The organism is Streptococcus halitosis, from assembly GCF_027691175.1.
In the GTDB taxonomy this organism is placed as follows: domain Bacteria; phylum Bacillota; class Bacilli; order Lactobacillales; family Streptococcaceae; genus Streptococcus; species Streptococcus halitosis_A.
The window spans coordinates 303,133-324,289 of sequence record NZ_JAQFBD010000001.1; the positions used below are offsets into that span (position 1 = coordinate 303,133).

Here is a 21,157-nt window from a genome sequence, read left to right on the forward strand (position 1 = left end):
ACTATACTAGAAGACAAATGCCTCACCGGTAGACAAAAACAAGGTAATGAATGAGAAGTATAAATGAAAAATTATCAAGAATGGTATCGAAATATCAGCTCCAGGCTCACCAGCCATCCCACCCTTCTATTTCTGTTACGCAGTTTTAATCGCTTGATGACAGTCGCCATGCCCTTGGTCTATCTGATCTTGCTAGTTACCACTTACCTGCAACTAGGATTGGGTCAGCAAGTTGGGGTTTATGTGCTTATCCCTGCATCAGGTTTTGTGATTTTGTCTCTTTTTCGTAAGAAAATCAACCACCCGCGACCTTATGAAACTTGGGACATCAGTCCTCTGCTTGAAAAAGATAGCTCGGGACAGTCGATGCCCAGTCGCCATGTTTTTTCGGCAACTATCATCTCCATGGCCTGTCTGCATGCTAGTCTACCTGTTGGCTTAGCATGCTTGCTCTTCTCAGCTTTGCTGGGCTTGGTGAGGGTTTTAGGTGGTGTGCATTATCCAAAGGACGTCTTGGTTGGCTATGTCTGCGGTCTGTTGTGGGGATTCCTTTTCTTCCTATTCTGACATGTAAGTTAGGCTGGTCCTACAACCACTTACTGCTTCATATAGACCACTTGCTTTTTTGCCCTTGTATTCCTATCTTAGCTTTGATATAGTAGAGTCAGAAAGGAGATGTGATGAAGTTACGAATTGAGATTGACGACAATTTAGAGGAGACTGAAATTGTCATCAAGACCCCCACTTTGACAGATGAAATTGCAGACTTGCAACGACTTTTGCAAGAGTCAAAGGCTCCGAGGTTGACTTTTTACAAGGGGACAGGTGAATATTATCTAGACCTGTCAGAAATTCTCTTCTTTGAAACAGAAGGAAGCAAGATCTACGCTCATAACCAGAAGGAAGCCTATGAAGTTCGCCTCAAGCTCTATGAGTTGGAGTCCATCTTGCCTCGCTATTTTAGTCGAGTTTCCAAGTCAACGATAGCAAACATCCGTCAGATTTACTCAGTGGACAAGTCCTTTTCAGGAACGGGCACCATTTCCTTTTATCAGACGCACAAGGAGGTTCATGTCTCACGACATTACCAGTCCCTCCTAAAAGAAAATCTAAGAAACATGAGGTAAAAGACATGAAAAAGAAAGCATTTGGTATTGTTTTATTGGTTTTAGCAGCCTGGATCTTGCTGCAAGGAAATTTTGGCATTCCTTCTTTGGATGGTAAAATATGGCCTTTGATTGGTATCGTCTTTTTTGCTTACCAATCCATTGAAGCTTTGCTTCGTCGTCATCTAACATCAGCAGTTTTTACCGCTCTAGTAGCCTTAATGATTGCGAATCATTTTTATAACATTTTTCCTATTCCAAACCAGTCTTTGTTTTGGGCTAGTATCTTAGCAGTGCTAGGAGTTGGCTATCTCACTCACTCAAGTAAGTTTTGGTATGGCAAAAAATGGTGGTACAACGGTGAACGAACAGTCGTCACGGATAAGGAAGTCGCTTTTGGTAGTGGGACCTTCTATAAGCAAGATCAAGATCTTGTAGATGACCAAGTTGAAGTTGCTTTTGGAGATGCAAAAATCTACTATGATAATGCAGAGATGTTAGGTGATTTTGCAACTTTAAATATTGAAGTGGCCTTCGGGAATGCAACTGTCTATGTTCCACAACACTGGCGTGTCGATTTAAAAGTAGAAACCTCCTTTGGTGCAGCTAAGGCAGATGCTCCTGTAGCGCCAACAAACAAAACCCTGATTATCCGTGGAGAAGTAGCCTTTGGTAAGCTTGGAGTTGTTTACGTTAAATAAAAAAAGTCTCCTAATTTCCTTGCCAAAATAGAGAAAGTGTGATAACATAGTACGGTATGTGGTGCTAGCACATCCGCTATATTAGATCTAATAGGAGGAAAACACAATGGCTAAAGTATGTTACTTTACAGGTCGTAAGACTGTATCAGGAAACAACCGTTCACACGCGATGAACCAAACAAAACGTGCCGTAAAACCAAACCTTCAAAAAGTTACTGTTCTTATCGATGGTAAACCTAAAAAAGTTTGGGCTTCAGCTCGTGCTTTGAAATCAGGTAAAGTTGAACGCGTTTAATAAAAATGAAAAGACCGCTTAGGTCTTTTTCTTTTGCTCTAGAGATAAAACCATTTGAAAAATAGAGTAATACTCTTCGAAAATCAAATTCAAACTACGTCAGCTTCGCCTTGCCGTACTCAAGTACTGTCTGTGGCTAGCTTCCTAGTTTGCTTTTTGATTTTCATTGAGTATAAATATCCGCCGATACAGCATTCTGCTTTTACACTTGGGCTGAAATATGATAAAATAGAGTATCAACTAGTTGAGGTAAAAAAAATGACTGTAAAAATTAATACAAAAGATGGTCAAATCGAACTGACAGATGAAGTGATTGCAACCGTAGTAGGTGGTGCCGCAACTGAGATTTTTGGAGTGGTCGGTATGGCTAGTAAAAATGCCCTCAAAGACAATTTCCAAGCCCTCCTTGGTAAGGAAAATTATTCTAAGGGTGTTGTCGTGAAGGCAGCCGAAGATGGTAGCATCGCAGTTGATGTTTATACCGTGTTGAGCTACGGAATAAAGATAAGCGAAGTGTCAAAAAACATTCAAGAGCGTGTTCGTTTTAGTCTAGAAAATCAACTAGGAATTACTGCTCAGACTGTGAATGTCTACATTCAAAATATCAAAGTTGTAGGAGAATAATCGTGTCAAAAATTACTACCAGTTTATTCCAAGAGATGGTGCAGGCTGCATCAACTCGTTTGAATAAGCAAGCAGAATATGTCAATTCATTGAACGTCTTTCCAGTTCCAGATGGAGATACTGGGACAAACATGGGAATGACCATTGAAAATGGTGCGAAAGAAGTAGCAGACAAGCCTGCTTCTACAGTTGGAGAAGTAGCGAGCATTCTTGCTAAAGGTCTCTTGATGGGTGCGCGTGGGAACTCAGGGGTTATCACTTCTCAGCTCTTCCGTGGCTTCTCTCAGGCTATCAAGGAAAAAGATGAATTAACAGGTCAAGACTTGGCTCTTGCCTTCCAATCCGGTGTCGAAGTAGCTTATAAAGCGGTTATGAAACCAGTTGAAGGGACCATTTTGACTGTTTCTCGTGGAGCGGCTATTGGGGCTAAGAAAAAAGCCGAGGAGACAGATGATGCTGTTGAGGTCATGCGTGCAGCCTTGGAAGGTGCAAAAGCAGCTTTGGCTAAGACACCAGAAATGCTTCCAGTCCTTAAGGAAGTTGGTGTGGTAGACTCAGGTGGTCAAGGTTTGGTCTTCATCTACGAAGGATTCCTTTCAGCTCTTACTGGTGAATACAGTGCTTCTGAAGACTTTGTAGCGACTCCTGCTAACATGAGTGAAATGATCAATGCAGAGCACCACAAGTCTGTAGCAGGGCATGTTGCAACTGAGGATATTACCTTTGGTTACTGTACAGAGATTATGGTAGCTCTCAAACAAGGTCCAACTTATTCTAAGGACTTTGACTACGACGAATTCCGTAACTACTTGAATGAACTCGGTGACTCGCTCCTTGTTGTCAATGATGATGAAATCGTCAAAGTTCACGTCCATACAGAAGATCCAGGTCTTGTCATGCAAGAAGGTCTCAAATATGGTAGCTTGATCAAAGTAAAAGTGGACAACATGCGTAATCAACACGAAGCGCAAGTTGAAAAAGAAGCAACTCAAGGCAACAAGCCTGTTGAAACAAAAGAGTATGCCCTTATCGCAGTAGTAGCTGGTCAAGGTTTAGCAGATATCTTCCGTGCCCAAGGTGTGGATTATGTCATCGAAGGTGGTCAGACAATGAACCCTTCAACAGAAGACTTTATCAAGGCTGTTGAACAGGTCAATGCTCGCAACATTATCTTCTTGCCAAACAACAAAAATATCTTTATGGCAGCTCAGTCTGCGGCTGAAGTGCTTGAACAACCTGCTGTTGTGGTAGAAGCACGTACAATTCCTCAAGGTTTGACCAGTCTTCTTGCCTTTGATCCAAGCAAATCAATCGAAGAAAACAAAGAACGCATGACTGCAGCCCTTGGTGATGTCATCAGCGGTAGTGTAACAACTGCCGTTCGCGATACAACTATCGATGGATTAGCAATTCATGAAAATGACAATCTTGGTATGGTAGATGGGAAAATCCTTGTATCAAATCCTGACATGCACCAAACCTTGACAGAAACATTGAAACATATGTTGGACGAGGACAGTGAAATCGTGACTTTCTATGTCGGTGAAGACGGAAGCGAAGAACTTGCCAATGAAATTGCCCAAGAAATCGCAGAAGAATTTGAAGATGTTGAAGTAGAGATTCACCAAGGTCAACAACCTGTATATCCATATCTTTTCAGTGTGGAATAAAAATTTAATCGATTAAAAAGAAAGTTGATTTTGCAACTTTCTTTTTTTATGACATTTGTCATATTTCCTAGTGACAGAAGCATCTAGCTCCGCCAACTTCAAAAGACTATAATTGAAGTATGAAATGGAGGAAGAAGAAATGAAAAATAAAATGATTGTCGCAGTGAGTTTAGTAGCAGCAGGAGTTATGACCTATCTCATGTTTTCAGGATTGGACGAGGGTTTCTATCATTTTCCTTGGGAGCTATTTGCTGGCTTTGGAATGATGTCTTGGTTTGTCAGAGAAGGTTTGAAATTAGTCAGAGATGTGAAAAAGGAGTTTGAGGAATGAAAAAAGCAATCATCTGTCTCTTTATCGGTCTGTCACTCTTGGTATGGTTAGTGGAAATGTTTACTGGGTGGTTTGACCAAACCTTGCTTCGCCAATTTATTCGTGGTGCTTGGGGTTTTGGATTTATGATTTTTGTCGTTTTCCCTATGGGAATGAAGTGGTTGAAAGGAGAATCTCATGACTGTGATTAAAGTTGAGAAATTGAGTAAGAAAATAAAAGACAAGGAGATCTTGCGGAACATCTCCTTTGAAATCAACGATGGTGAATGTGTCGCCTTGATCGGACCTAACGGAGCAGGTAAGACGACCTTGATTGATTGCCTCTTGGGCGACAAGTTCGTGAGCTCAGGTCAGATAGCTATTCAAGGCTTTGCACCAACAGATCCTCGATTAAAGCAGCTTATTTCTATCTTACCTCAAGAAAATACGGTGGTTCAAGACTTGAAAGTGAAAGAACTCTTATCCTTCTTTCAATCAATCTATCCAAACAGTCTCTCCAATCAAGAAATTGATGACTTGCTGAGATTTTCGGACAAACAGAAAAATCAGCTAGCGGGCAAGTTGTCTGGTGGGCAAAAACGTTTGTTCTCTTTCGTGTTGGCACTAATAGGTCGTCCGAAAATTCTATTTTTGGACGAACCAACTGCTGCCATGGATACCTCGACACGTCAGCATTTTTGGGAAATTGTCAATCAGTTAAAGAAAAATGGTGTCACCATTGTCTACTCTTCTCACTATATCGAAGAGGTAGAACATACGGCTGACCGCATTTTGGTCCTCCACAAGGGTGAATTGATCCGGGATACGACACCTTATGCCATGCGTGGTGAAGAACAAGAAAAACATTTTACGGTACCACTAACTTATCAGGAAGTTATCAGCACTTTGGACCAGATTCAAGGGCTTGAAATCAAGCAAAATGCTCTTTCCTTCACAACCAAAGAAGCCAGCCAGGTATGGAAAGTCTTGCAAGAACAGGGCTGCATGATCGAAGAAATTGAAGTTCGCAATCGAACTCTCTTAGACAGTATCTTCGAAACGACTCAAGACTAAAGGAGATTGACGATGAAAAATATGACAAGTCTCATGAAAGTGGAAATCATTCTGATGAAACGGCAAGCAGTCTACTACTTGCTATCCATCGGACTTCCAAGTGTGTTTTACCTTATCTTTTCTGGTATGATGTCAGGGTCAGATATTCCAGAAATTGCTCTTCAAGCCTATCTTTTTGCCATGACGCTCTTTAGTATCATGTCAAGTGCTTTTTTCAGTATCCCAAGCACACTCGAGTCTGATAAGACAAACAACTGGCAAAAATTGATTCAACATTCTCCCGTATCTATGGTAGAATATTATGTATCAAAACTGTTCAGTACCCTACTGACTTTCTTGTTATCAATTACAGTTGTCTTTTCAGTTGGTCATTTTGTCCGTGGAGTGACTCTGCCTTGGCTTGACTGGATGGTAATTGGTGCTATTTTGCTGATCGGAAGCGTGGTCTTTATCAGCATGGGGGTCTTGGTGAGCTTGCTACCCAGTGCTCAACTGATGACGGTTGTTGGAAATATTGCCTATATTGCTTTGGCTGTTCTAGGTGGACTGTGGTTCCCCTTGGATTCCTTCCCAGAATGGCTCCAATCCATTGGAAAACTGACCCCAACCTATCAACTGATGCAGGTCGTCTCTACTTATTTGGAGCACCACGAATTTAATATTCTTGCTTCCTTGGTTGTACTAGGTTATACAGTTTTCTTTGGTGTCTTGGTAATCCAACTGAAAAAACGGATCGAGGTAAAATAAATCTATGTTGGAAAAATTAAAAAACACTCATTATATGTTTCATATTTCAACAGTGTTTATCATCTTTCCTATAGCGGGTGTCATTGTTGGAGAGTACCCGCTTTTAACCTTGTTATGGACTCTACTATTTGTACTAGCTTTCTATTCGGTTTTAGTCAGTCAGAATCGCACCGTGCAGTGGCTGGCTTGGTGGATCATGCTTGCCTACATTTTTTACAGTTCCGTCTGGCTGAATGGGAGCTTCGCTTGGTTTATCTTTTATTTATCAAACCTCCTCATTTACCAACTGGATGAGATATCTTTTCACTCTTGGCGTTTTGTCAGTTTTATTGTCTTGCAACCGTTGATTTTGACAGGGATTTATATGGTCGATCAAGTTAGTCCCTGGCAACTGCTCTTTTTCTTGGTGACTTTTGTCTTTTCTGATGCCTTGACTTTTGGTCTCTATCGAATTCGGATAGCAGAAGAGCTAAAAGAAGAAAAGATGAAACAAAATGCCAAGCTCAATCTTTTCTTGGCTGAAAACGAACGCAGTCGTATCGGTCAGGATCTTCATGACAGCCTAGGTCATACCTTTGCCATGTTGAGTGTGAAGACGGACCTTGCCCTCCAGCTTCTTCAAATGCAGGCCTATCCTCAAGTGGAAAAAGAATTAAAAGAAATTCATCAAATCAGTAAAGAATCCATGAATGAAGTCCGTACAATTATCGAAAATCTTAAAACAAGAACCCTTGCTTCCGAGTTTGCGACTGTTAAAAAAATGCTGGAAATTGCAGGAATTGAAACGGAAATCAATCACCAACTAGATACAGCTAGCCTAACTCAGGAATTAGAATCAACGGCCTCCATGATTTTGCTTGAGTTAGTGACCAACATCATCAAGCATGCTAAAGCATCGAAAGCTTACTTGAAATTAGAACGAACTGAGAAAGAACTCATCCTAACAGTGAGAGATGATGGCTGTGGCTTTGCTTCACTAAAAGGAGATGAACTCCATACCGTTCGAGACCGTGTCCTTCCTTTTTCAGGAGAAGTAAAGGTGATCAGTCAGAAACATCCGACTGAAGTGCAGGTTCGGCTACCTTATAAGGAGAGAAATTAAGATGAAATTACTTGTTGCAGAAGATCAAAGTATGTTGCGAGATGCTATGTGCCAGTTGCTTACCTTTCAACCAGATGTAGAGACTGTCATACAAGCCAAGAATGGGCAAGAAGCAATTCAACTCCTAGAAAAAGAGTCTGTGGATATCGCCATTCTTGACGTAGAAATGCCTGTTAAGACAGGCCTCGAAGTCTTGGAGTGGATACGAGCAGAAAAGCTAGAAACAAAGGTAGTTGTGGTGACGACCTTCAAACGTCCCGGATATTTTGAACGTGCGGTCAAGGCTGGAGTGGATGCTTATGTCTTAAAAGAAAGAAGCATCGCAGACCTCATGCAAACCTTGCACACTGTTCTCGAAGGACGCAAGGAATATTCGCCTGAATTGATGGAAGTGGTGATGACGCACCCCAATCCGTTAACAGAGCAAGAAATCGCTGTTTTAAAGGGAATCGCTCAGGGTTTGTCTAATCAAGAAATCGCAGATCAGCTTTATCTATCAAACGGAACCGTCCGAAACTATGTCACCAATATTCTTTCGAAACTAGATGCTGGTAATCGAACAGAGGCAGCCAATATCGCAAAAGAATCTGGTTGGCTTTGATAACAACTCAAATGATTGCTAAATTGAAGGAAATCCATACTAGACAGGAGGAGGCAAATTGCCTCCTTTTTTTTGTTTGTAGTCACATATTTTCTAGAGAGAGTAGTTAATGAATAAGCACCACTTACAAAAAGTTAGGGTTAAGGTGTCTAAGATTCTTAGTTTTGGGATGAGTGGTACATATTTTTACGAGCATTTTATTATGATGGTAAATGGATGTAGTCTGCACTTGTATTATTTAGGATAAGTGGTATAATTAGTTATACAAATCATACCATAAGGGGGTAATAGTTGTGAAAGCACCAAAAGGTAAATATGCTTGGACGGCTACAGTTGGAGAAAAAGGTCAAATAGTAATACCAAAACAGGCGCGCGATGTCTTTAATATCAAACCTGGCGATACGATTCTACTTCTTGGTGATGAAAAGCGTGGAATTGCCATACCGCCGAAGGGAGCCTTTGCACACTTGATGGAAATTGCTTTTGAAGAGAAGGAGGATGAATAAAATGAAGTATGTTTTAGAGGTAAATGATATTACAAAAAAATATTCAGCATTTGAATTGAAACCTATAAGTTTTCATGTTAAATCAGGTGAGGTTATGGGATTTATCGGTAGGAATGGAGCAGGTAAGACTACAGCGATTAAATCCATTCTAAATCTTGTTCATCCAGATGCAGGGAATGTCCGTATTCTTGGAATGGATTATCTGGATAATGAAGATGAAATCAAACAACGAATTGGTTATGCAGTGGGAGGAACCAATTATTATAAAAGAAAAAAATTAAAGGATATTGTCGCCATTACTCGTATTTTTTATGATAACTGGGATGATGAATCGTATCGTCATTATCTTGATGCATTTAAGCTTGATGAAAATAAGAAAATTATGGAACTGTCTGAGGGGATGAAAGTAAAATTTTATCTTACTTTAGCTCTTTCTCATCATGCTAAGCTTTTAATTTTAGATGAGCCAACTAGTGGACTTGATCCAGTATCTAGAGATGAGATGAATGAAATCTTTCGAAAACTAGCAGAAAAAGGGGTAGCAATCTTGTTTTCTACTCATATTACTAGTGATTTAGAGAAGTGTGCAGATACTACTACTTATATAAAAAATGGTGAATTGCTTTTATCTGAGAGAAAAGAGGAATTTATCAGTCATTACACGAAAGAAATAGGGCAGAAATCCACACTTGAAGATATTATGGTGCATATTGAAAGGGAAGAGGTGAATTTGTGATGAGAAAACTTCTCTATAAAGAAATGAAACTAACAGCAAATCCTTTGAGTTATTGGTTTATAACTTTTTCAGCTATTACGATGATTCCAAGGTATCCTATTCTTGTCGGTTCCTTTTTTATCTGTCTTGGTATTTTTTATACTTATCAACAAGTCCGAGAATGTGATGATATCACCTACACGGTCATGTTGCCAGTTAGAAAACAAGATGTGGTTACGGCTAAATATTTATTTGTTTTATTTATCGAGTGCATAGCTTTCATATTATGTCTTTTTCTGACGATTATTCGGATGAGACTCTTAGGAGATGTCACACCGTATGTGACAAATCCGTTGATGAATGCAAATGCTGCATATCTTGGCTATATAATGCTTGTGTTTGCAACCTTTAACAGTGTTTTTCTCACAGGCTTTTTTAAAACAGCTTATAAGATTGGGAAGCCTTTTATCCTATTCTGCGCAGTCGCAACTGTCATAATATTCATGGGAGAGATATTACACCATATTCCTGGATTAGAAAGTTTGAATGATTCTTCAAATTTGAACGTACCACAGATAGTAATATTGCTTTTTGGTGTTGCCATGTTTAACTTATGCACCTGGTTTTCTTATCAGAAAGCTATAAAAGATTTCGAAAGAATTGATTTATAAAATTGAATACATTAAGTGTCCGTATTTTGTCGGAGAAAATCCAATAGAAAATGGTGCTGATAAAGAATTAAAAGTTGTGGAGCTGTTAGAACAGTGTTTCATATGGAAAAAATGTATGGGAGATACCAAAATTGTAGGTATCAGAGCAGCAAAATAAATTTATATTTCCGTTTGGTACCTATGATGGTGAAATTCCTGTTAGTTTTATCATGATTAGCTATGATGTGATTGATTATTGGGATAATGCATCTGATATTGCAAGAGGAAACTATAGCCTTTGATGTTTAATGATTGATCAAAAGTATCAGAAAAAAGGGTTTGGAAGGGAGGCCATTGCTCTTGGCTTGAATTTTATTAAATCTTTTTCCTATGGTAAAGCAAAGTGTTACCGGCTGTCATATTAACCCGGAAATAAAGTATCTTGTAAATTATATCATTCATTTGATTTTAATGAAACTGGCGATAAGGAAGGAAATGAGATTATTGCAATACTGGAGCTATACTGCACCCCAAAAGTTAGACAGAAAAAATCTAACTTTTGGGGTATTTTATTATGAAATTGAGTTATGAAGATAAAGTTCAGATTTATGAACTAAGAAAGCAAGGGCAAAGCTTCAAACAGCTTTCAAAAAGATTTGGTGTGAATGTTTCTGGTCTAAAGTGGATGTGTAAATATCACATTGTGTTCACCCCTAAGTATAGACGAAAAATCATTTATAATCAATATCGAAGTAGTTTGGGAGAAATATTCCACCGCTTATGTAGTTATAAAGGTGTTGAAATTATCGAGGGTCACTTAATGCCTGATCATGTACATATGTTAGTAAGTATTCCACCAAGGATAAGTGTTTCAAGTTTCATGGCTTATTTAAAAGGCAAAAGTGCACTCATGATGTTTGATAAACACGCCAACCTCAAGTATAAGTTTGGAAATCGGCATTTTTGGGCAGAAGGTTACTACGTGAGTACAGTAGGACTTAATGAAACCACAATTAAGAAATATATTCAAGAGCAGGAAAAGTATGATATAGCATTGGATAAATTAAGTGTAAAAGAATATGAGGATCCCTTTAGGGATAGTGGTAAGTAATGCGGACACCTCTTTGAGAGGTTTGTGAAGAGTCAAGAGCAATGAGGCTTGAACAACGTAAAAGCCAGCGTCTTTAGGCGCTGGCTGGTGATCTGGGCTTATAGCCCTAATGCAAACCACCCATTAGACGGGTGGTTATGATTTAGAAAAGCGGTGAAAGCTAGTGTTAAAGAGCTAAAAGATTGGAATAAAAATGAAAAATATCTTGACAATGAAGGAAAAATTGTGTTACAATAATAGACGGTACTTTTTACTTTTGGTCTCTCAAAAGTGTACAGGGACGTGCTGACAAATGTTGCAAAAGTACACACAGATGGTAGCTGTCACCAAGTGTATCATCACCAAAAATAAAAAACACAGGAGAATGTAGATGCCTACAATTAACCAATTGGTTCGCAAACCGCGTAAATCAAAAGTAGAAAAATCTAAATCACCAGCTTTGAACGTTGGTTACAACAGTCATAAAAAAGTTCAAACAAACGTTTCTTCACCACAAAAACGTGGTGTTGCAACTCGTGTTGGAACAATGACACCTAAAAAACCTAACTCTGCCCTTCGTAAATTCGCTCGTGTACGTTTGAGCAACCTTATCGAAGTTACTGCCTACATCCCAGGTATCGGACACAACTTGCAAGAGCACAGCGTGGTGCTTCTTCGCGGTGGACGTGTAAAAGACCTTCCAGGGGTACGTTACCATATCGTCCGTGGTGCACTTGATACTGCAGGTGTTAACGATCGTAAACAAGGCCGTTCTAAATACGGTACTAAACGTCCAAAAGCATAAGGAAAGGGGATAAAGAGAAATGAGTCGTAAAAATAGAGCTCCAAAACGTGACGTATTGCCAGATCCGCTTTACAATTCACAACTAGTTACTCGTCTTATCAACCGCGTTATGCTTGATGGTAAACGTGGTACAGCTGCTTCAATCGTTTACGGTGCTTTTGAGCAAATCAAAGAAGCTACTGGTAACGATGCACTTGAAGTATTTGAAACAGCTATGGAAAACATCATGCCTGTACTTGAAGTACGTGCACGTCGTGTTGGTGGATCTAACTACCAAGTCCCAGTTGAAGTTCGTCCAGAACGTCGTACAACACTTGGACTTCGTTGGTTGGTAACCATCGCTCGCCTTCGTGGTGAACACACAATGCAAGACCGTCTTGCGAAAGAAATCTTGGACGCTGCGAACAATACTGGTGCAGCAGTTAAGAAACGTGAAGACACTCACCGTATGGCTGAAGCTAACCGTGCCTTCGCACACTTCCGTTGGTAAGATAGGATACGAAAGCGTTAAGAAAGTCCCAGAGAAAATAGGGAATCGAAGTAGGTTGCGATTGCAACCAATGAGATTCATCTTTTTCTTCAGACTTTTAGCTTGAGTTCAAATCAGCTAACTTGAGCTTTTAGCCCGAGTTCAATTCAACTTGTCTACAAGTTGAAACCAACAAAAACAAGATAAACATTGAGAACGGGTAGGTCCTGCCTATCCGTTTTTATTAAAATCGTGTTATAATAGAATAGAAATCAAAAATAAATAGGAGAAACAAACCTCATGGCACGCGAATTTTCACTTGAAAAAACTCGTAATATCGGTATCATGGCTCACGTCGATGCCGGTAAAACAACAACTACTGAGCGTATTCTTTACTACACTGGTAAAATCCACAAAATCGGTGAAACTCACGAAGGTGCGTCACAAATGGACTGGATGGAGCAAGAGCAAGAACGTGGTATCACTATCACTTCTGCTGCGACAACAGCTCAATGGAACAACCACCGTGTAAACATCATCGACACACCAGGACACGTGGACTTCACAATCGAAGTACAACGTTCTCTTCGTGTATTGGATGGTGCGGTTACTGTTCTTGACTCACAATCAGGTGTTGAGCCTCAAACTGAAACAGTTTGGCGTCAAGCAACTGAATACGGAGTTCCACGTATCGTATTTGCCAACAAAATGGACAAAATCGGTGCTGACTTCCTTTACTCTGTAAGCACACTTCACGACCGTCTTCAAGCAAACGCACACCCAATCCAATTGCCAATCGGTGCTGAAGATGACTTCCGCGGTATCATCGACTTGATCAAGATGAAAGCTGAAATCTATACTAACGACCTTGGTACAGATATCCTTGAAGAAGATATTCCAGCTGAATATCTTGAACAAGCACAAGAATACCGTGAAAAATTGATCGAAGCAGTTGCTGAAACTGATGAAGATTTGATGATGAAATACCTCGAAGGTGAAGAAATCACTAACGAAGAATTGAAAGCGGGTATCCGTAAAGCTACTATCAATGTTGAATTCTTCCCAGTATTGTGTGGTTCTGCCTTCAAAAACAAAGGTGTTCAATTGATGCTTGATGCGGTTATCGACTACCTTCCAAGCCCACTTGACATCCCAGCAATCAAAGGTGTTAACCCAGATACAGATGAAGAAGAAACTCGTCCAGCATCTGATGAAGAGCCATTTGCAGCTCTTGCCTTCAAGATCATGACAGACCCATTCGTAGGTCGTTTGACATTCTTCCGTGTTTACTCAGGTGTTCTTCAATCAGGTTCATACGTATTGAATACTTCTAAAGGTAAACGTGAACGTATCGGACGTATCCTTCAAATGCACGCTAACAGCCGTAAAGAAATCGACACTGTTTACTCAGGTGATATCGCTGCTGCCGTTGGTTTGAAAGATACGACAACTGGTGACTCATTGACTGATGAAAAAGCTAAAATCATCCTTGAATCAATCGACGTTCCAGAACCAGTTATCCAATTGATGGTTGAGCCAAAATCTAAAGCAGACCAAGACAAGATGGGTATCGCTCTTCAAAAATTGGCTGAAGAAGATCCAACATTCCGCGTTGAAACAAACGTTGAAACTGGTGAAACAGTTATCTCTGGTATGGGTGAGCTTCACCTTGACGTCCTTGTTGACCGTATGCGTCGTGAGTTTAAAGTTGAAGCGAACGTAGGTGCTCCTCAAGTATCTTACCGTGAAACATTCCGCGCTTCTACTCAAGCACGTGGATTCTTCAAACGTCAGTCTGGTGGTAAAGGTCAATTCGGTGATGTATGGATTGAATTTACTCCAAACGAAGAAGGTAAAGGATTCGAATTCGAAAACGCAATCGTCGGTGGTGTGGTTCCTCGTGAATTTATCCCAGCGGTTGAAAAAGGTCTTGTAGAAGCAATGGCTAACGGTGTTCTTGCAGGTTACCCAATTGTTGACGTTAAAGCTAAACTTTACGATGGTTCATACCACGATGTCGACTCATCTGAAACTGCCTTCAAGATTGCTGCATCTCTTGCACTTAAAGAAGCTGCTAAGACTGCACAACCAGCTATCCTTGAACCAATGATGCTTGTAACAATCACTGTTCCAGAAGAAAACCTTGGTGATGTTATGGGTCACGTAACTGCTCGTCGTGGACGTGTAGATGGTATGGAAGCACACGGTAACAGCCAAATTGTTCGTGCTTACGTTCCACTTGCTGAAATGTTCGGTTACGCAACAGTTCTTCGTTCTGCATCTCAAGGACGTGGTACATTCATGATGGTATTTGACCACTATGAAGATGTACCTAAGTCAGTACAAGAAGAAATCATTAAGAAAAACAAAGGTGAAGAATAATCTGTCTTCGCAATAGAAGGAAGTCACTTGGTGGCTTCCTTTTTTATTACCTTTATTGCACGCATATCTGCTGAATATATTATGGAAATTTAGGAATTAAATGAAAATCTTGCCAACTTCCATCCCATGTACGAAGAAATTAGACTGATTTAATAAATGAAAGTAGGGGAAAGTTCCTTATTTTGATGATATGTTAATAAAAATGATAAAAAAGTTCATAAATACACTTTTAGATAGAAAATTCAGAAAATTGCTTCTTTTGTCTTGAAAATTTTTGAAAAAATGGTATGATAGTAACAAGCTATTTTTAAGAGAAGAGAAAGGGGAACAATGGAGAAAATCAGTTTAGAATCTCCTAAGACGGGGTCGGATCTAGTTTTGGAAACACTTCGTGATTTAGGAATTGATACCATATTTGGCTATCCTGGTGGTGCAGTCTTACCTTTGTATGATGCGATATACAATTTTAAAGGCATTCGTCACATTTTAGGACGCCATGAGCAAGGTTGTTTGCACGAAGCTGAAGGATATGCCAAATCAACTGGAAGGTTGGGTGTTGCTGTCGTCACGAGTGGACCGGGAGCTACAAATGCCATTACAGGGATTGCAGATGCCATGAGCGATAGCGTTCCCCTTTTGGTCTTTACGGGTCAGGTGGCGCGAGCAGGGATTGGGAAGGATGCCTTTCAGGAGGCGGATATCGTGGGGATTACCATGCCCATTACCAAATACAATTACCAAGTTCGTGAGACAGCAGATATTCCTCGTATCATTACGGAAGCTGTTCATATCGCAACGACAGGTCGTCCAGGGCCTGTCGTGATTGACCTACCAAAAGACGTATCTGCCTTAGAGACAGATTTCATCTATTCACCCGAAGTGAATTTGCCAAGCTATCAGCCAACTCTGGAGCCAAATGACATGCAAATCAAGAAAATCTTGAAGCAATTGTCAAAAGCCAAGAAACCTGTTTTATTAGCAGGTGGTGGAGTTAGTTATGCAGAAGCAGCTACAGAACTCAATGAGTTTGCAGAACGCTACCAAATTCCAGTCGTGACCAGTCTTTTAGGACAAGGTACGATTGCAACGAGTCATCCGCTCTTCCTAGGAATGGGGGGCATGCACGGGTCTTTCGCAGCTAATATTGCCATGACGGAAGCCGACTTTATGATTAGTATTGGTTGCCGTTTCGATGACCGCTTGACTGGAAATCCTAAGACCTTTGCGAAGAATGCTAAGGTTGCCCACATTGATATTGACCCAGCTGAGATTGGCAAGATTATCAGAGCAGATATTCCTGTGGTGGGCGATGCTAAGAAAGCCTTGCAGATGCTTTTAGCAGAACCAACTGTTCATAATAATACTGAAAAGTGGATTGAAAAAGTTACCAAGGACAAGAATCGAGTTCGTTCTTATGATAAGAAAGAACGTGTGGTTCAACCGCAGGCCGTTATTGAACGCATTGGTGAGTTGACGAATGGGGATGCCATTGTTGTAACTGACGTTGGTCAACACCAAATGTGGACGGCTCAGTATTATCCTTACCAAAATGAGCGTCAGTTAGTCACTTCAGGTGGTTTGGGTACCATGGGATTCGGAGTTCCCGCAGCTATCGGAGCTAAGATTGCCAATCCGGAAAAAGAAGTTATCCTTTTTGTCGGTGATGGTGGCTTCCAGATGACCAATCAGGAACTAGCAATCCTAAACATATACAAGGTACCGATTAAGGTTGTCATGTTGAATAACCACTCCCTAGGAATGGTTCGTCAGTGGCAGGAATCCTTCTATGAGGGTAGAACTTCCGAATCAGTCTTTGATACACTTCCTGATTTCCAGCTGATGGCACAGGCTTACGGCATCAAAAATTATAAATTTGATAATCCAGAGACGCTAGAGAAGGATTTAGAAGTCATTCTGGAGGATGTGCCCATGTTTATCGAGGTGGATATTTCTCGTAAGGAACAAGTTTTACCGATGGTACCAGCTGGTAAGAGCAATCATGAGATGTTGGGGGTTAAGTTCCATGCGTAGAATGTTAACAGCAAAACTACAAAATCGTTCAGGAGTCCTCAATCGTTTTACAGGTGTCCTTTCACGTCGTCAAGTCAATATTGAGAGTATCTCAGTTGGTGCGACAGAGAATCCTGATGTATCACGGATTACCATCATTATCGATGTAGCTTCACACGATGAAGTAGAGCAAATCATTAAACAACTGAATCGTCAGATTGATGTGATTCGCATTCGAGATATCACAGATAAACCACACTTGGAAAGAGAAGTTATCTTGGTGAAGGTATCTGCTCCTGCTGAAAAGCGTGCAGAAATCTTGGCCATTATCCAACCTTTCCGTGCAACGGTAGTAGATGTGGCTCCAAGCTCCATCACTATTCAGATGACTGGAAATGCTGAAAAGAGTGAAGCTTTATTGCGAGTGATTCGACCATATGGTATCAAAAATATCGCTCGTACGGGTGCAACTGGATTTACCCGCGACTAATACTCTTTGATTTTTATTGAGCATAAAATCCATCATAAATTTGTTAAACCAGCCTAAAAGGCAATAAATAATAGAAAAGAGAGAAAAACTATGGCAGTTCAAATGGAATACGAAAAAGATGTTAAAGTAGCAGCGCTTGACGGTAAAAAAATCGCCGTAATCGGTTATGGTTCACAAGGACATGCGCATGCGCAAAACTTGCGTGATTCAGGTCGTGATGTCATTATCGGTGTACGTCCAGGTAAATCTTTTGACAAAGCAAAAGAAGATGGTTTTGACACTTATACAGTGGCAGAAGCAACTAAATTGGCTGACGTTATCATGATCTTGGCACCAGACGAAATCCAACAAGAATTGTACGAAGCAGAAATCGCTCCAAACTTGGAAGCTGGAAATGCAGTTGGATTTGCCCATGGTTTTAACATCCACTTTGAATTTATCAAAGTTCCTGCAGATGTAGATGTCTTTATGTGTGCTCCTAAAGGACCAGGACACTTGGTACGTCGTACTTACGAAGAAGGATTTGGTGTGCCAGCTCTTTACGCAGTTTACCAAGATGCAACAGGAAATGCTAAAAACATTGCTATGGACTGGTGTAAGGGGGTTGGAGCAGCTCGTGTTGGTTTGCTTGAAACAACTTACAAAGAAGAAACTGAAGAAGATTTGTTTGGTGAACAAGCTGTACTTTGTGGTGGTTTGACTGCCCTTATCGAAGCAGGCTTTGAAGTCTTGACAGAAGCAGGATACGCCCCAGAATTGGCTTACTTTGAAGTTCTTCATGAAATGAAATTGATCGTTGACTTGATCTATGAAGGTGGATTCAAGAAAATGCGTCAATCAATTTCTAACACTGCTGAATACGGTGACTATGTATCAGGTCCACGTGTGATTACTGAGCAAGTTAAAGAAAACATGAAAGCTGTCTTGGCAGATATCCAAAATGGTAAATTTGCAAATGACTTTGTAAATGACTACAAGGCTGGACGTCCAAAATTGACTGCTTACCGTGAACAAGCAGCTAACCTTGAAATTGAAAAAGTTGGTGCTGAATTGCGTAAAGCAATGCCATTCGTTGGTAAAAATGACGACGACGCATTCAAAATCTACAACTAATTCTTGTGAAGAAAAACAGAAGGCGAGTTGGGGGTACCTAACTCGCTTTTTATCTTAAACAGTATTTGAGGAGGAGACAATGCTAAGTGCAAAAGACGTGGTGAAAGCCCACAAAGTATTGAGTGGTGTAGTAGTCAATACTCCGCTTGATTATGATCATTATTTATCGGAGAAGTATGGTGCTAAGATTTATTTGAAGAAGGAGAATGCCCAGCGTGTTCGTTCCTTTAAGATTCGCGGAGCCTATTATGCCATTTCTCAACTATCAAAAGAAGAACGTGAGCGTGGTGTAGTCTGTGCCTCTGCAGGAAATCACGCCCAAGGTGTCGCCTATACTTGTAATGAGATGAAGATTCCTGCAACCATCTTTATGCCCATCACAACACCGCAACAAAAGATTGGACAGGTTCGCTTTTTTGGTGGTGATTTTGTGACAATCAAGTTAGTTGGAGATACCTTTGATGCCTCAGCTAAAGCAGCTCAAGAATTTACACTGTCGGAAAACCGTACCTTCATTGATCCTTTTGATGATACTCATGTCCAAGCAGGTCAAGGGACTGTCGCTTATGAAATTCTTGAAGAAGCCCGTAAAGAGTCTATTGATTTTGATACAGTACTCGTGCCAGTAGGCGGTGGTGGATTGATTGCCGGTGTTTCTACATATATTAAGGAAACCAACCCGACTATCGAAGTGATTGGGGTAGAAGCCAATGGTGCCCGTTCGATGAAGGCTGCCTTTGAGGCGGGAGGTCCAGTTAAACTCAAAGAAATTGATAAGTTTGCTGATGGGATAGCTGTACAGAAGGTTGGACAGTTGACCTATGAAGCGACCCGTCAGAATGTTGAAACGCTGATTGGGGTAGATGAGGGATTGATTTCTGAAACCTTGATTGATCTTTATTCCAAACAAGGAATTGTAGCGGAACCAGCAGGGGCTGCTAGTGTTGCAGCCTTGGAAGTTTTATCAGACTATATCAAAGGAAAGACGATTTGTTGTATCATTTCTGGGGGAAATAACGATATCAACCGTATGCCAGAGATGGAAGAACGTGCCTTGATTTACGATGGAATCAAGCATTACTTTGTAGTGAATTTCCCACAGCGTCCTGGAGCTCTACGAGAGTTTGTAAATGACATTTTGGGGCCAAATGATGACATCACTCGTTTTGAATATATCAAACGAGCAAGCAAGGGGACGGGTCCTGTATTGATTGGGATTGCTCTTGCCAATAAGCATGATTATGCTGGATTGATTCATCGAATGGAAAAGTTTGACCCGTCTTATATTAATTTGAATGGAAATGAAACATTGTATAATATGTTAGTTTAAACTAAAATAAAATTATTATCATATTATTTGCGTAATGATAACGATGGTGTTATAATGAGGGTGATGAAAGGGGGAGATTCCCATGGTTTTACAAATTTTACTTGTTGTATTGATTTTAGTGGTGATTGCATCAGTGATTACGATTAGTTCTGTATATGTGGTACGACAACAATCTGTCGCTATTATAGAACGCTTTGGTAAATACCAAAAGTTGAGCAATAGTGGTATTCATTTGCGGGCTCCCTTTGGGATTGATAGAATTGCAGCAAGAGTACAACTACGCTTGTTGCAGAGTGAAATCGTTGTAGAGACAAAGACGCAAGATAATGTATTTGTAACGATGAATGTGGCAACTCAGTATCGAGTGAATGAAAACAATGTCACAGATGCCTATTATAAATTGATGCGTCCAGAAGCCCAAATCAAATCCTATATTGAAGATGCTTTGCGTTCATCTGTACCAAAGTTAACCCTAGATGAGTTGTTTGAGAAGAAGGATGAAATCGCCTTAGAAGTTCAAAAACAAGTGGCAGAAGAAATGTCTACGTATGGGTATATCATTGTCAAAACTCTGATTACTAAGGTTGAACCTGATGCTGAAGTAAAACAATCAATGAATGAAATCAATGCAGCTCAACGTAAGAGAGTTGCAGCGCAAGAACTTGCTGAAGCAGATAAGATTAAGATCGTGACCGCAGCAGAAGCAGAAGCAGAAAAAGATCGCCTACATGGTGTAGGGATTGCAGAACAGCGTAAAGCGATTGTTGACGGACTGGCTGATTCTATCAAAGAGTTAAAGGGAGCTAATGTTGAGCTGACTGAAGAACAAATCATGTCTATCCTATTAACGAACCAGTATTTAGATACGTTGAATAATTTTGCGGATAAAGAGGGTAATAATACAATCTTCCTACCAGCAAATCCTAATGGAGTTGAGGATATAAGAACTCATATATTATCGGCTTTAAAAGCCAAATAAAAATATGCAGAATAATATAGTTGTGACGAATATATGTTTTTTTATTGACAGATGAAATAAAAACGTATACAATTAAGAATTGTAAAGAATAATTCAGGAGAAGAACATGGTTAAGTCAAACTTTGAAAAGGTAGAAGCAGTTGTTGGCTGGGTCCGTGATAAGAAGATCACAGGTTACCGTATCTCTAAAGAAACGAATGCGCGTGAAATGTCTATCATTGCTCTAGCACAAGGACGCGCAAAAGTTAAAAATATTTCATTTGAAACAGCTCTTAGTTTAATCGATTTCTATGAAAAAAATCATGAAAAATTTGAAGATTGAACTGTGGTTACAGGCAGATTCCTGAATCGAGTCTGCCTTTTCTTTACAATTACAAACTAAAAAGAC

General features: G+C 40.2%; 25 protein-coding genes. All 25 read left to right on the forward strand.

What is annotated here, in order from left to right; genetic code table 11:
- Window positions 1–63 precede the first annotated feature (63 nt).
- The 25 genes from PG086_RS01550 (at window position 64) to PG086_RS01670 (ending at window position 21,091) form a co-directional block, all read left to right on the forward strand.
- Entirely contained in the window at window positions 64–567 is a 504-nt protein-coding gene (locus PG086_RS01550; protein ID WP_247945939.1) for a phosphatase PAP2 family protein, read from the forward strand.
- A 113-nt stretch (window positions 568–680) separates the two neighbouring features.
- The gene (locus PG086_RS01555; RefSeq protein WP_000776577.1) at window positions 681–1,127 is read left to right on the forward strand and encodes a LytTR family DNA-binding domain-containing protein; all 447 of its coding nucleotides are present in this window, start codon (window positions 681–683) and stop codon (window positions 1,125–1,127) included.
- A 5-nt stretch (window positions 1,128–1,132) separates the two neighbouring features.
- Window positions 1,133–1,807 (forward strand): LiaF transmembrane domain-containing protein, encoded by a 675-nt coding sequence (locus PG086_RS01560; RefSeq protein WP_247945941.1) that lies wholly within the window; start codon window positions 1,133–1,135, stop codon window positions 1,805–1,807.
- 106 nt (window positions 1,808–1,913) lie between these two features.
- The gene (rpmB, locus tag PG086_RS01565) at window positions 1,914–2,102 is read left to right on the forward strand and encodes a 50S ribosomal protein L28 (RefSeq protein ID WP_001140948.1); all 189 of its coding nucleotides are present in this window, start codon (window positions 1,914–1,916) and stop codon (window positions 2,100–2,102) included.
- 258 nt (window positions 2,103–2,360) lie between these two features.
- A complete protein-coding gene (locus tag PG086_RS01570) occupies window positions 2,361–2,726 on the forward strand; it encodes an Asp23/Gls24 family envelope stress response protein (protein WP_000216435.1) in 366 nt (121 codons plus the stop codon).
- 2 nt (window positions 2,727–2,728) lie between these two features.
- On the forward strand, window positions 2,729–4,396 hold the full coding sequence (locus PG086_RS01575) for a DAK2 domain-containing protein (RefSeq protein ID WP_270747476.1): 1,668 nt from the start codon (window positions 2,729–2,731) through the stop codon (window positions 4,394–4,396).
- A gap of 124 nt (window positions 4,397–4,520) precedes the next feature.
- The gene (locus PG086_RS01580; RefSeq protein WP_070837804.1) at window positions 4,521–4,727 is read left to right on the forward strand and encodes a hypothetical protein; all 207 of its coding nucleotides are present in this window, start codon (window positions 4,521–4,523) and stop codon (window positions 4,725–4,727) included.
- On the forward strand, window positions 4,724–4,918 hold the full coding sequence (locus tag PG086_RS01585) for a hypothetical protein (RefSeq protein ID WP_180833749.1): 195 nt from the start codon (window positions 4,724–4,726) through the stop codon (window positions 4,916–4,918). The genes PG086_RS01580 and PG086_RS01585 overlap by 4 nt, the downstream gene beginning before the upstream one ends.
- Complete coding sequence (locus PG086_RS01590) at window positions 4,905–5,780, forward strand: ABC transporter ATP-binding protein (protein WP_000216047.1); 876 nt, start codon at window positions 4,905–4,907, stop codon at window positions 5,778–5,780. The genes PG086_RS01585 and PG086_RS01590 overlap by 14 nt, the downstream gene beginning before the upstream one ends.
- Before the next feature lie 12 nt (window positions 5,781–5,792).
- Window positions 5,793–6,527, forward strand: a complete 735-nt coding sequence (locus PG086_RS01595; RefSeq protein ID WP_270747482.1) for an ABC transporter permease — start codon at window positions 5,793–5,795, stop codon at window positions 6,525–6,527.
- A 4-nt stretch (window positions 6,528–6,531) separates the two neighbouring features.
- Entirely contained in the window at window positions 6,532–7,629 is a 1,098-nt protein-coding gene (locus tag PG086_RS01600) for a sensor histidine kinase (RefSeq protein ID WP_270747484.1), read from the forward strand.
- A gap of 1 nt (window position 7,630) precedes the next feature.
- On the forward strand, window positions 7,631–8,230 hold the full coding sequence (locus tag PG086_RS01605) for a response regulator transcription factor (RefSeq protein ID WP_227232296.1): 600 nt from the start codon (window positions 7,631–7,633) through the stop codon (window positions 8,228–8,230).
- Between the two features lie 293 nt (window positions 8,231–8,523).
- Entirely contained in the window at window positions 8,524–8,736 is a 213-nt protein-coding gene (locus tag PG086_RS01610) for an AbrB/MazE/SpoVT family DNA-binding domain-containing protein (protein WP_000646903.1), read from the forward strand.
- 1 nt (window position 8,737) lies between these two features.
- Entirely contained in the window at window positions 8,738–9,472 is a 735-nt protein-coding gene (locus tag PG086_RS01615) for an ABC transporter ATP-binding protein (RefSeq protein ID WP_270748237.1), read from the forward strand.
- Entirely contained in the window at window positions 9,472–10,122 is a 651-nt protein-coding gene (locus tag PG086_RS01620) for an ABC-2 transporter permease (protein WP_270747488.1), read from the forward strand. The genes PG086_RS01615 and PG086_RS01620 overlap by 1 nt, the downstream gene beginning before the upstream one ends.
- Window positions 10,123–10,786: 664 nt before the next feature.
- Window positions 10,787–11,212 carry an IS200/IS605 family transposase gene (gene tnpA / locus PG086_RS01625; protein ID WP_270748239.1) on the forward strand — a complete coding sequence of 142 codons (426 nt, stop codon included), beginning with the start codon at window positions 10,787–10,789 and terminating at the stop codon, window positions 11,210–11,212.
- 370 nt (window positions 11,213–11,582) lie between these two features.
- Window positions 11,583–11,996, forward strand: a complete 414-nt coding sequence (gene rpsL, locus PG086_RS01630; RefSeq protein ID WP_001142332.1) for a 30S ribosomal protein S12 — start codon at window positions 11,583–11,585, stop codon at window positions 11,994–11,996.
- A gap of 19 nt (window positions 11,997–12,015) precedes the next feature.
- Window positions 12,016–12,486, forward strand: a complete 471-nt coding sequence (rpsG, locus tag PG086_RS01635) for a 30S ribosomal protein S7 (protein WP_000087873.1) — start codon at window positions 12,016–12,018, stop codon at window positions 12,484–12,486.
- Between the two features lie 279 nt (window positions 12,487–12,765).
- A complete protein-coding gene (gene fusA, locus PG086_RS01640) occupies window positions 12,766–14,847 on the forward strand; it encodes an elongation factor G (RefSeq protein WP_000090342.1) in 2,082 nt (693 codons plus the stop codon).
- 330 nt (window positions 14,848–15,177) lie between these two features.
- Complete coding sequence (locus tag PG086_RS01645) at window positions 15,178–16,878, forward strand: acetolactate synthase large subunit (protein WP_270747497.1); 1,701 nt, start codon at window positions 15,178–15,180, stop codon at window positions 16,876–16,878.
- Entirely contained in the window at window positions 16,871–17,347 is a 477-nt protein-coding gene (ilvN, locus tag PG086_RS01650; RefSeq protein WP_001253806.1) for an acetolactate synthase small subunit, read from the forward strand. Before PG086_RS01645 ends, ilvN begins: the two co-directional genes overlap by 8 nt.
- Before the next feature lie 90 nt (window positions 17,348–17,437).
- On the forward strand, window positions 17,438–18,460 hold the full coding sequence (ilvC, locus tag PG086_RS01655; protein WP_000290683.1) for a ketol-acid reductoisomerase: 1,023 nt from the start codon (window positions 17,438–17,440) through the stop codon (window positions 18,458–18,460).
- A 79-nt stretch (window positions 18,461–18,539) separates the two neighbouring features.
- A complete protein-coding gene (gene ilvA, locus PG086_RS01660) occupies window positions 18,540–19,790 on the forward strand; it encodes a threonine ammonia-lyase IlvA (protein WP_223326289.1) in 1,251 nt (416 codons plus the stop codon).
- An 82-nt stretch (window positions 19,791–19,872) separates the two neighbouring features.
- Window positions 19,873–20,769: an SPFH domain-containing protein gene (locus PG086_RS01665; protein WP_000244067.1), complete on the forward strand. Its 897-nt coding sequence runs from the start codon at window positions 19,873–19,875 to the stop codon at window positions 20,767–20,769.
- 106 nt (window positions 20,770–20,875) lie between these two features.
- Window positions 20,876–21,091: a hypothetical protein gene (locus tag PG086_RS01670; protein WP_000241003.1), complete on the forward strand. Its 216-nt coding sequence runs from the start codon at window positions 20,876–20,878 to the stop codon at window positions 21,089–21,091.
- Window positions 21,092–21,157: the final 66 nt, after the last annotated feature.

Coding starts and splice junctions, on each gene's coding strand:
- PG086_RS01550 (WP_247945939.1), top strand. CDS start 64: ATGAAAAATTATCAAGAATGGTATCGAAATATCAGCTCCAGGCTCACC.
- PG086_RS01555 (WP_000776577.1), top strand. CDS start 681: ATGAAGTTACGAATTGAGATTGACGACAATTTAGAGGAGACTGAAATT.
- PG086_RS01560 (WP_247945941.1), top strand. CDS start 1,133: ATGAAAAAGAAAGCATTTGGTATTGTTTTATTGGTTTTAGCAGCCTGG.
- rpmB (WP_001140948.1), top strand. CDS start 1,914: ATGGCTAAAGTATGTTACTTTACAGGTCGTAAGACTGTATCAGGAAAC.
- PG086_RS01570 (WP_000216435.1), top strand. CDS start 2,361: ATGACTGTAAAAATTAATACAAAAGATGGTCAAATCGAACTGACAGAT.
- PG086_RS01580 (WP_070837804.1), top strand. CDS start 4,521: ATGGAGGAAGAAGAAATGAAAAATAAAATGATTGTCGCAGTGAGTTTA.
- PG086_RS01585 (WP_180833749.1), top strand. CDS start 4,724: ATGAAAAAAGCAATCATCTGTCTCTTTATCGGTCTGTCACTCTTGGTA.
- PG086_RS01590 (WP_000216047.1), top strand. CDS start 4,905: ATGACTGTGATTAAAGTTGAGAAATTGAGTAAGAAAATAAAAGACAAG.
- PG086_RS01595 (WP_270747482.1), top strand. CDS start 5,793: ATGAAAAATATGACAAGTCTCATGAAAGTGGAAATCATTCTGATGAAA.
- PG086_RS01600 (WP_270747484.1), top strand. CDS start 6,532: ATGTTGGAAAAATTAAAAAACACTCATTATATGTTTCATATTTCAACA.
- PG086_RS01605 (WP_227232296.1), top strand. CDS start 7,631: ATGAAATTACTTGTTGCAGAAGATCAAAGTATGTTGCGAGATGCTATG.
- PG086_RS01615 (WP_270748237.1), top strand. CDS start 8,738: ATGAAGTATGTTTTAGAGGTAAATGATATTACAAAAAAATATTCAGCA.
- PG086_RS01620 (WP_270747488.1), top strand. CDS start 9,472: ATGAGAAAACTTCTCTATAAAGAAATGAAACTAACAGCAAATCCTTTG.
- tnpA (WP_270748239.1), top strand. CDS start 10,787: ATGTGTAAATATCACATTGTGTTCACCCCTAAGTATAGACGAAAAATC.
- rpsL (WP_001142332.1), top strand. CDS start 11,583: ATGCCTACAATTAACCAATTGGTTCGCAAACCGCGTAAATCAAAAGTA.
- rpsG (WP_000087873.1), top strand. CDS start 12,016: ATGAGTCGTAAAAATAGAGCTCCAAAACGTGACGTATTGCCAGATCCG.
- fusA (WP_000090342.1), top strand. CDS start 12,766: ATGGCACGCGAATTTTCACTTGAAAAAACTCGTAATATCGGTATCATG.
- PG086_RS01645 (WP_270747497.1), top strand. CDS start 15,178: ATGGAGAAAATCAGTTTAGAATCTCCTAAGACGGGGTCGGATCTAGTT.
- ilvN (WP_001253806.1), top strand. CDS start 16,871: ATGCGTAGAATGTTAACAGCAAAACTACAAAATCGTTCAGGAGTCCTC.
- ilvC (WP_000290683.1), top strand. CDS start 17,438: ATGGCAGTTCAAATGGAATACGAAAAAGATGTTAAAGTAGCAGCGCTT.
- ilvA (WP_223326289.1), top strand. CDS start 18,540: ATGCTAAGTGCAAAAGACGTGGTGAAAGCCCACAAAGTATTGAGTGGT.
- PG086_RS01665 (WP_000244067.1), top strand. CDS start 19,873: ATGGTTTTACAAATTTTACTTGTTGTATTGATTTTAGTGGTGATTGCA.
- PG086_RS01670 (WP_000241003.1), top strand. CDS start 20,876: ATGGTTAAGTCAAACTTTGAAAAGGTAGAAGCAGTTGTTGGCTGGGTC.